This window comes from Bacillus sp. JJ1532 (assembly GCF_036965085.1).
Lineage (GTDB): Bacteria > Bacillota > Bacilli > Bacillales > Cytobacillaceae > Cytobacillus.
This window is the reverse complement of sequence record NZ_JBALOW010000019.1, coordinates 66,746-74,722: the sequence shown is the minus strand read 5'-3', so window position 1 is coordinate 74,722 and position 7,977 is coordinate 66,746. Positions and strand designations below refer to the sequence as shown.

Genomic DNA, 7,977 nt, shown 5'->3' with positions numbered 1-7,977 from the left:
GCTCATAAATGTCTTTTTTTAAGAAAAAGACTAAAAAATAAACGTTGACGTTTTTGTTCGTTCAGTTTTCAAAGAACTACCTTATCGCTCAGAAGCGACTTTTAAAATTTATCATCTTTTGCTTAAAGTGTCAACAACTTTTTTTGAGTTTGTTTCAACTCGTCAGCAGCGACGTTTATTAATATAACAACAAAAAAAACAGAAGTCAATAGAATTTATTATATTATTTCATCCTTTTTGTTCTCTCCCCTGAATGTTTCGTGTATATCTCAGAATATCGTTTGGTGAAGCTACCCTCTTAAATAAAGAAAATAATATCTTATATCTCTCCTCCATTGCCCTTTTTACAATATGATCAATTCGTTCATCGTTTAAGTCAAACAGAATTTCATCCATTTCTCTCTTAATTAAGTATTGTATTTCCTTCTGTTCTCTATTATTAATTAAAATTCCTAGCACACTATATCACTCTCTCTTGATTTGGTTTTTGTAGTATTTTCCAAATAAAAATATTTTATGAATTTCTTTTTAAACTCATTTATTGAAATTCTGCGCATAAGATTGAGACAAGGAGTATTGGACGAGGTGAGAGAGAAATGAATTTCTTTTATATTTGGAATGGAAAGTCAATAAAAAAAATGGCTTTAATCATGGTTTTCGCTTTCTTTGCTGCATGGTTCTTATATATTGGGAACATTGTCTACATGCCGGCCTTTTCAACGAAAGATGGACCGAGAGCTGTATATAAGGGGGAAAAGGACCTTGCCCTTACCTTTAATATAGGATGGGGGGACGAAAAGGCAGAACCTATTCTTAATGTTCTACAAAAGGAAAATGTTAAATCAGCCACCTTCTTCCTTTCAGGTTCATGGGCAGAGCGCCACCCAGATTTAGTGGCTAGAATCGTAAAAGGAGGATATGAAATTGGCATTCTTGGCTATAATTATGAGGATTATTCAGACCTTGAGGATGCCAAAATTAGGCAGGATTTAGCAAAGGCTCAGGTAGTGTTTAAAAAACTAAACATAAAAGATATTAAGCTTGTTCGCGCCCCTACTGGTCATTTCGATCAAAGGACTCTAAAAATTGCCGATAGACTCGGATATTCAGTTGTTCATTGGAGCATTGATTCGAAGGACTGGACGAACCCGGGTATAGAGGAAATCGTCAACAATGTCTCACGAGCAAAAAAGGGGGATATTATACTCCTTCATGCTTCAGATTCTGCCAAACAAACAGCTAAAGCCTTGCCGCAAATCATAAATAATGTGAATAAAAAAGGGCTAAAGCTCGTGACCGTTTCTGAGATGCTTGCAAATGCCGAAACGAAAACTAAAGAAATTAATTAAAAGCCGCCCATTATTTGGACGGCTCTTTTGATGAGATTTGTTGTCTTTGTACTTGAGATTTTTCATTAAGCTTTTGAAGAATAAGCAGCTGATACGCGTTACATACTAATAATGGAAATATCATAAGGTATACCCAGCTCTGCTCGTTAACCCTTAAGACTGGAACCCACTCAATCGTGGTCACGACAACCATGAAGAAAACAGCAGGAATAAATGCATCCTTATTCGTTAATTTCACCTTAATGGAAGCTACCAGAATAGCAGCAGCCAATATAAATAAGGCAATACCGATATAAGGCATTATGCTTTCTCCCTCTTCAGCAAAAGCACTATAGCGGAAATAAACTAAATCAAATAGAACGAACAAAGTAAGAAAAACTTGAACAGCATTCCACAAAGATCGCGATTTAAAAATTCCTAACCCGAATCGATGGATAGTCAAATAGGCAAAGAAGCCCATTTGGCTCAAAATACTAAAAATTAATCCAACTCCAATTAACCATAATAATACTGATAATATTTCAAGAAAATCAAAGGGAACAAATATAGATTCGAATTCTTTCCATCTAACAATAAAACCAACAACCCCAGTAGTTAATCCCCCTACCAAAAGTGTGGATAGAAACAGCTTTACCCAATTCCGGCTAGTCAACTTATTTTTCCTCCATAGTAAAAATTATTCACCTATATGATTGTACCAACCATACTTTGAAAAATCTAGGTATTGTATTTTGAGGCGAATAAAATTTGGCCTTTTTCTTCATTCTAGAAATAAGGATACCTTCTCCTGAAAGGAGCTTCAAAATATGATAAAGACATTCCGTTTGCTCCTGCCAATTCTGCTGATCATTCTCATGACGGGCTGTGCTCAAGGTGAAACTGGCGGCAATCAGATGGATTATGAGCAAACCAAAAAGATGGTTGTCGATATTCTGAAAACGGATGACGGTAAAAAAGCGATAAAAGAACTAATGGAAGATGATAAAATCAAACAGCAGCTTATCATGGATCAGAAAGTTGTTTCAGAGACGATCGAAAAAACCTTAACTTCCGATAAGGGAACAGACTTCTGGAAGAAATCATTTGAGGATCCTAAATTTGCTGAAAGTATTGCTAAAAGCATGAAAAAAGAAAATGAAAAGCTTCTTAAAGATTTAATGAAGGATCCGGAGTACCGCGGTATGATGATTGAAGTCTTACAAGACCCAGCACTAGAAAAAGACGTAACAAAAGTATTAAAAAGCAAGGAATACCGTGAGCATTTGCAAACCGTTGTAAAGGAAACCTTAGAAAGCCCGCTCTTTAAAGCCAAAATTCAAGACATTCTTTTAAAAGCTGCAAATGAAGTAAAAAGTGGCGAGAAAAGCGGAGGGAAAGAGGGCGGCAGTAGCGAAGAAACTGCTGGCGGTGGCTCAGAGGGCAGCGGGGACGGTGGCGGATAATGCCCGCTGCCAAACATAAAAAACCTCTTCCTAAGGGAAGAGGTTTTTTTACTGTTATTTTTCTAATGTTTGTACAATCTTTTGCGCAATATCACTATAGATCTTACCTAGCTTATGATCCTCATCATAAACGGATGGAGCAAAATCTTCTTCGTTCCAATTAGGCTGCTCTAACGGCAATTGCCCTAGCACATTTGTTTGAAGCTCCTCAGCCAGCTTTTCGCCTCCGCCTTTTCCGAAGACATATTCCTTCTCGCCCGTAAGCTTACTTTCAAAATAGGACATATTTTCAACGACCCCTAATATTTCATGCTGTGTTCGGATCGCCATGGCGCCGGCACGGGCTGCAACAAAAGCAGCTGTTGGATGTGGCGTTGTAACAACGATTTCTTTACAAGACGGAAGCATCGTATGAACATCTAATGCAACATCCCCTGTACCTGGGGGTAGATCTAATAATAAGTAATCAATATCTCCCCACTCGACTTCATTAAAGAAGCTGTTTAACATTTTTCCTAGCATAGGACCTCTCCAAATGATCGGAGAATTATCTTCAACAAAGAAACCCATCGAAATTACTTTTACCCCAAACCGGTCCACTGGAATAATCTTTTCCCCTCTTACGACTGGGCGAGTCGTAATGCCCATCATATCAGGCACGCTAAATCCATAAATATCAGCATCAATCAGACCGACCTTCTTTCCTAGTCTTGCCAAAGAAACAGCCAGGTTTACAGATACAGTCGATTTCCCTACTCCACCTTTCCCGCTTGCAATCGCAATAAAGGTTGTTTTGCTATCTGGGGAGAGCAATCCTTTATCTTCCTCTTTCGCTGCTTGGCGATATTGGGACAAAACTTCTTCTGGAAGCTCGCTGAATCGGATTCCAACCGATGCCGCACCTGCCTCTTTTAGAAGATTTACTACTTGAGTTTGGAGCTGAAGCTGCTCTGCTGTCCCTGTTTTGGCAATTAGCACCTTCACGCTTACATGATTTTTTTCTTCTTTAATCTTTATCTCTTCAATTGCGTTTAATTCGCCTAAGGTTTTATGTAAAAATGGTTCCTGCAGTCCACTTAAGACTTCTCTTATATTTTGTTCTGTTAACAAATTAAGCACCTGCCTTATTGTATTCGTTTCCATTAAAGTATACCATATCATTTATTCCTCACTGTTAATTGTATCACACCTTATTGCCTCATTAATAAAGAAAAAGATGCTTTTCAAACAGCACCTTTCATTCCGTCTCTATTAATTCTTTTTCATCAGAATAGTAACGCAAAATCCCCGTGTAAATGGAGGCGGCCACTTTATTCTGATATTCCTCTTTCTTTAAGTTCGCTCTCTCAGCATAGTTTGATAAAAAACCAATCTCCACGAGAGAGCCGGAAATTTGTGCATTCTTCATTATATATACACTGTTCAGCACCTTTGCTTTTCTTGTCGTATTCTCAAGATTTCGCCGAAGCTCATCTTGAATAAACTTAGCCGCTCGAGCATTTTCATCTCGTTTTGTAGCATAAAAGGTTTGGGCCCCGCTCCACCGAGGAGAAGGAATGGAATTTAAATGAATACTTACAAAAAACTCTGCCCCTGAGTTATTAATCATGTCCAGCCTTTGTTTTAAATCCTCAACTTTTCTTCTACTGTATCCCCTTGTCCCTTCTGGAGCTAAATCCCGATCATCCTCTCTTGTCATCAGAACAAGTGCCCCCTGCTGCTGGAGAAGATCCCGAACCTTTAGAGATACCGCGAGAGCAATGTCTTTTTCAAGTACCTCATCATCACCTGCACCCCCATCCGGCCCTCCATGACCGGGATCCAGCAAAATGATTCTTCCTGTCAGAGGCAAGTTCCATGATTCCCATGAATCATTATCTGTGAAATCATATTGCAAAATAAAAAATAAGATGATTAGGCCAATGGCAAATGCCACTTTTTTTAGTCTATTCCCCATTAAATAGTCAGTCCCCCCGCTCGTCCTCAATTCAATATATGGGACGAGTTGGAAAAATAGAACTTTTAGATGACTATTAACAACTAAAGCTTGGACTGCAAAAGCTAATACCCCATTTTCAAAAAAAAAGAAAACTGACCCATATAGAGTCAGTCTCTCAATCCTAACTACGCTTTTCTTGCATTCATCAATGTTGCTTCATACTCTGTCAATGACTCATCAAGAATTCGTAATCCTTTATCGATTTGTTCCTTTGTGACGGTTAGCGGAGGAACCATTCGGATGACCTCGCTGTGATTTCCGCAAAGGTAGAAAAGTACCCCTTTTTCTAACGCTAAATCAAGAATTTTTAATAATCCCTCTCCATTCGGCTCCCCGGTTTTTGGATGAATGATTTCAATTCCAATCATTAACCCTACAGCCCGGACACTTCCTATGACACTGTGTCGATCCTTCATTTGTTCAAGCTTCTCGACCGCGTACCTGCCCATCCGTTTTGTGTTATCAAGAAGATTCTCCTCTTTTAATACTTCTAATGTTGCTAAGGCAACAGAGCAAGCAATTGGGTTGCCTCCAAATGTCGTCCCATGACTTCCAAGTGGCCACTGCTTCATTAATTCACTAGAAGCAACGGTCGCACTTAGAGGGAGACCTGAAGCAATGCCCTTTGCAATGGCCATAATATCTGGTGTAACCCCAAAAGTCTGTGCGGCAAACCATTCTCCTGTTCGCCCAAAACCCGTTTGGACTTCATCAAAAATAAGTAAGATTTGATGGCGATCACATATTTCACGTACCTTTTTCAGCCATCCTTTTGGAGGAACAATATAGCCCCCCTCCCCAAGAACAGGTTCTAGAATCACACATGCTACTTCTTCGGGAGTAACTTGATGACTAAATAATGCGGCAAAGTTTTTTTCCAATTGAGCAATGACATAGGCTTCAGGATCAGAACCTGGAGGGCAGTCCTTAGTATTTGCATATGGAATTTGATACGTTAGTCCTGATGGCTGCATAAATTTTCGGTATTTACTTTTAGAAGTCGTTACACTTAACGCACCTAATGAGCGGCCATGGAAACAGCCTGTAAATGAAATGACATAAGGACGCTTCGTTACGTACTTCGCCAGTTTGATTGCTCCTTCAATCGCTTCTGCCCCACTGTTAGAAAAGAAAAAACAATCTAGATCGCCTGGTAGAATATCTGCCAATTCATCAGCCAATCGCAATATGGATTCATACATAATGACACCCGAAGGTCCATGCACTAAACTATCAGCTGCATCTTTAATCGCTTGAACGACTTTCGGATGGCGATGTCCAACATTCGTTACTGCAATTCCAGACGTAAAATCAAGATATTCCCTGCCATCCGCCCCGTAATAATAGCAGCCTTCTTCTTTTACAACTGGAAGGTTTGGGTGATCCTTAGCCATACTTGGTGCAAGCCGGTTTGGCATATTAATCATGAGATGAGCCCATTTATTCTCCATATAATTGACCTCCACATTCTAATTCGACTCTTCAAAATAAACAATCTGTCATTTAATCTTTAAACTTTCTTCTCGAATGAGCGTCAATAATTCCTCTTTGTAAGCTCCAAACTCTGCAGTTCCCTTCACGCTAAACTCTCTCGGTCTATCGAGTGATATCTGAACCTTTTTCTTTAAACGCCCTGGCCTTGCCGTCATGACATAAACAGAGTCCGCTAAGAAGATAGATTCCTCAACATCATGGGTAATAAATAAAATCGTTTTTTTAGATTCCTCCCATGCTTTCAGCAGCACTTCCTGCATGATATTTCTTGTTTGGGCATCAAGCGCGCCAAATGGCTCATCCATTAATAATATTTTCGGATCGTTCGCCAATGCGCGGGCAATCGCGACACGCTGCTTCATTCCGCCTGATAGTTGGATCGGGTAATGCTTCTCAAACCCTTCTAAATCAATTAATTGCAAATAATGCCGTGCCACATCATCCTGCTCTTTTTGCGAGACCCCCTTAAGCTTTAACCCAAATGTAATATTTTCCTTCACATTCAACCATGGATATAATGTGTATGATTGAAAAACCATTCCACGGTCAGGTCCTGGCCCCTTAATTTCCTTCCCATCAAGAAGAACAGTTCCAGATGTCGATTCCTCTAAGCCGGCCACGATGCGCAATACCGTTGATTTCCCGCACCCCGAAGGCCCTAAGATGGTTACAAATTCCCCATCATCAATGGTAAAAGAGGTTTTTTCCAAGGCTGTTGTTTCTCCGCTTCTCGTTTTAAAGATTTTCCCAACATCTCTTATTTCCAGCTTTGACGGTTTCGTATCAGGAATAATCTTCGGATCGAATGTTCCCGCTTCACTGATTTCCAACTTCGGTGTTCCCATATTAGTAACCATCCTTTCTCATCCAAGAAAACGAAGCTCGGTAAATGGCTTTAAACAATAAATCGGTTATCAGCCCTAGCAAACCGATAATCAGGATTCCAACGATAATTTTTTCTGGCTTCAGAAAACGGGAAGCTTGCATAATCATATATCCTAAACCACTAGATGCCCCGACAATCTCTGCAACGACTAAATAAGTCCACGCCCATCCAAACGTTATGCGAAGGGTATCGACAATTCCCGGCAAGGAAGCCGGCAATATGACTTTGCTAAAAATTTGTCCCTTTTTAGCCCCTAACGTATAGGAAACATCAATTAAATCGTTTTGAACGTTTTTTGTCACATCCATCACCATAAGCGTGAGCTGAAAAAACGTTCCTAAAAAAATAACTGACATTTTTTCGGTTTCACCAAGACCGATCCACAATATTAATAAAGGAATAAATGCAGAAGCAGGCATATAACGAATAAAACCAATGATCGGCTCAAAGGCTCCTTCAATAATTCGCAGCGACCCCATGAAAATTCCTAAAGGTATCCCAATGATAGCTGCAATTAGAAATCCCGCCAAAACCCTAGAAAAACTAATTCCGATATCAGAAAGGATTTCGCCATTGACAAATAAATCTATAGCTGTTGCTAATACTTTAGTAGGCGTGGGTAAAAATAAAGGATTCACAATCCCGCCATAGCTCAATGCTGACCAGATCCCAAAAACAAGAGCAAATATTATAAATCCTGCTGAAGTATAAATCGTCTTTGGTATTTCTTTTTTAGGAGTAAACCAATTTCCCCCCATTTATATCCCCCTGTCTATCGATCTATTTGAGTGAATGAAGAGGTACTAA

At 39.6% G+C, this 7,977-nt stretch carries 9 protein-coding genes; 2 read left to right on the top strand and 7 right to left on the bottom strand.

What is annotated here, in order from left to right:
• Positions 1–228: 228 nt before the first annotated feature.
• Positions 229–459 (bottom strand): hypothetical protein, encoded by a 231-nt coding sequence (locus V7122_RS09010; RefSeq protein ID WP_335345938.1) that lies wholly within the window; start codon positions 457–459, stop codon positions 229–231.
• 137 nt (positions 460–596) lie between these two features.
• Here V7122_RS09010 and pdaB point away from each other — a divergent pair, with 137 nt between their 5' ends.
• A complete protein-coding gene (gene pdaB, locus V7122_RS09005) occupies positions 597–1,349 on the top strand; it encodes a polysaccharide deacetylase family sporulation protein PdaB (protein ID WP_335487636.1) in 753 nt (250 codons plus the stop codon).
• A 10-nt stretch (positions 1,350–1,359) separates the two neighbouring features.
• On the opposite strand, the gene V7122_RS09000 is transcribed toward pdaB, so the two are convergent.
• On the bottom strand, positions 1,360–2,001 hold the full coding sequence (locus tag V7122_RS09000) for a KinB-signaling pathway activation protein (RefSeq protein WP_335345940.1): 642 nt from the start codon (positions 1,999–2,001) through the stop codon (positions 1,360–1,362).
• Between the two features lie 154 nt (positions 2,002–2,155).
• On the opposite strand from V7122_RS09000, the gene gerD reads away from it, so the two are divergent.
• The gene (gene gerD / locus V7122_RS08995; protein WP_335345941.1) at positions 2,156–2,791 is read left to right on the top strand and encodes a spore germination lipoprotein GerD; all 636 of its coding nucleotides are present in this window, start codon (positions 2,156–2,158) and stop codon (positions 2,789–2,791) included.
• A 54-nt stretch (positions 2,792–2,845) separates the two neighbouring features.
• Here the strand turns inward: gerD and V7122_RS08990 are convergent, their stop codons facing one another.
• The 5 genes from V7122_RS08990 to V7122_RS08970 all read right to left on the bottom strand — a co-directional run bounded on the left by V7122_RS08990 (position 2,846) and on the right by V7122_RS08970 (position 7,928).
• Positions 2,846–3,901: an Mrp/NBP35 family ATP-binding protein gene (locus V7122_RS08990; RefSeq protein WP_335526393.1), complete on the bottom strand. Its 1,056-nt coding sequence runs from the start codon at positions 3,899–3,901 to the stop codon at positions 2,846–2,848.
• A 127-nt stretch (positions 3,902–4,028) separates the two neighbouring features.
• On the bottom strand, positions 4,029–4,748 hold the full coding sequence (cwlD, locus tag V7122_RS08985) for an N-acetylmuramoyl-L-alanine amidase CwlD (RefSeq protein WP_335526389.1): 720 nt from the start codon (positions 4,746–4,748) through the stop codon (positions 4,029–4,031).
• Positions 4,749–4,915: 167 nt separating this feature from the next.
• On the bottom strand, positions 4,916–6,241 hold the full coding sequence (locus tag V7122_RS08980) for an aspartate aminotransferase family protein (protein ID WP_335526388.1): 1,326 nt from the start codon (positions 6,239–6,241) through the stop codon (positions 4,916–4,918).
• 48 nt (positions 6,242–6,289) lie between these two features.
• On the bottom strand, positions 6,290–7,141 hold the full coding sequence (locus V7122_RS08975; protein ID WP_335526386.1) for an ABC transporter ATP-binding protein: 852 nt from the start codon (positions 7,139–7,141) through the stop codon (positions 6,290–6,292).
• On the bottom strand, positions 7,131–7,928 hold the full coding sequence (locus V7122_RS08970; RefSeq protein ID WP_335526384.1) for an ABC transporter permease: 798 nt from the start codon (positions 7,926–7,928) through the stop codon (positions 7,131–7,133). Before V7122_RS08970 ends, V7122_RS08975 begins: the two co-directional genes overlap by 11 nt.
• Positions 7,929–7,977: the final 49 nt, after the last annotated feature.

Coding starts and splice junctions, on each gene's coding strand:
- gerD (WP_335345941.1), top strand. CDS start 2,156: ATGATAAAGACATTCCGTTTGCTCCTGCCAATTCTGCTGATCATTCTC.
- cwlD (WP_335526389.1), bottom strand. CDS start 4,748: ATGGGGAATAGACTAAAAAAAGTGGCATTTGCCATTGGCCTAATCATC.
- V7122_RS08970 (WP_335526384.1), bottom strand. CDS start 7,928: ATGGGGGGAAATTGGTTTACTCCTAAAAAAGAAATACCAAAGACGATT.
- pdaB (WP_335487636.1), top strand. CDS start 597: ATGAATTTCTTTTATATTTGGAATGGAAAGTCAATAAAAAAAATGGCT.
- V7122_RS08980 (WP_335526388.1), bottom strand. CDS start 6,241: ATGGAGAATAAATGGGCTCATCTCATGATTAATATGCCAAACCGGCTT.
- V7122_RS08975 (WP_335526386.1), bottom strand. CDS start 7,141: ATGGTTACTAATATGGGAACACCGAAGTTGGAAATCAGTGAAGCGGGA.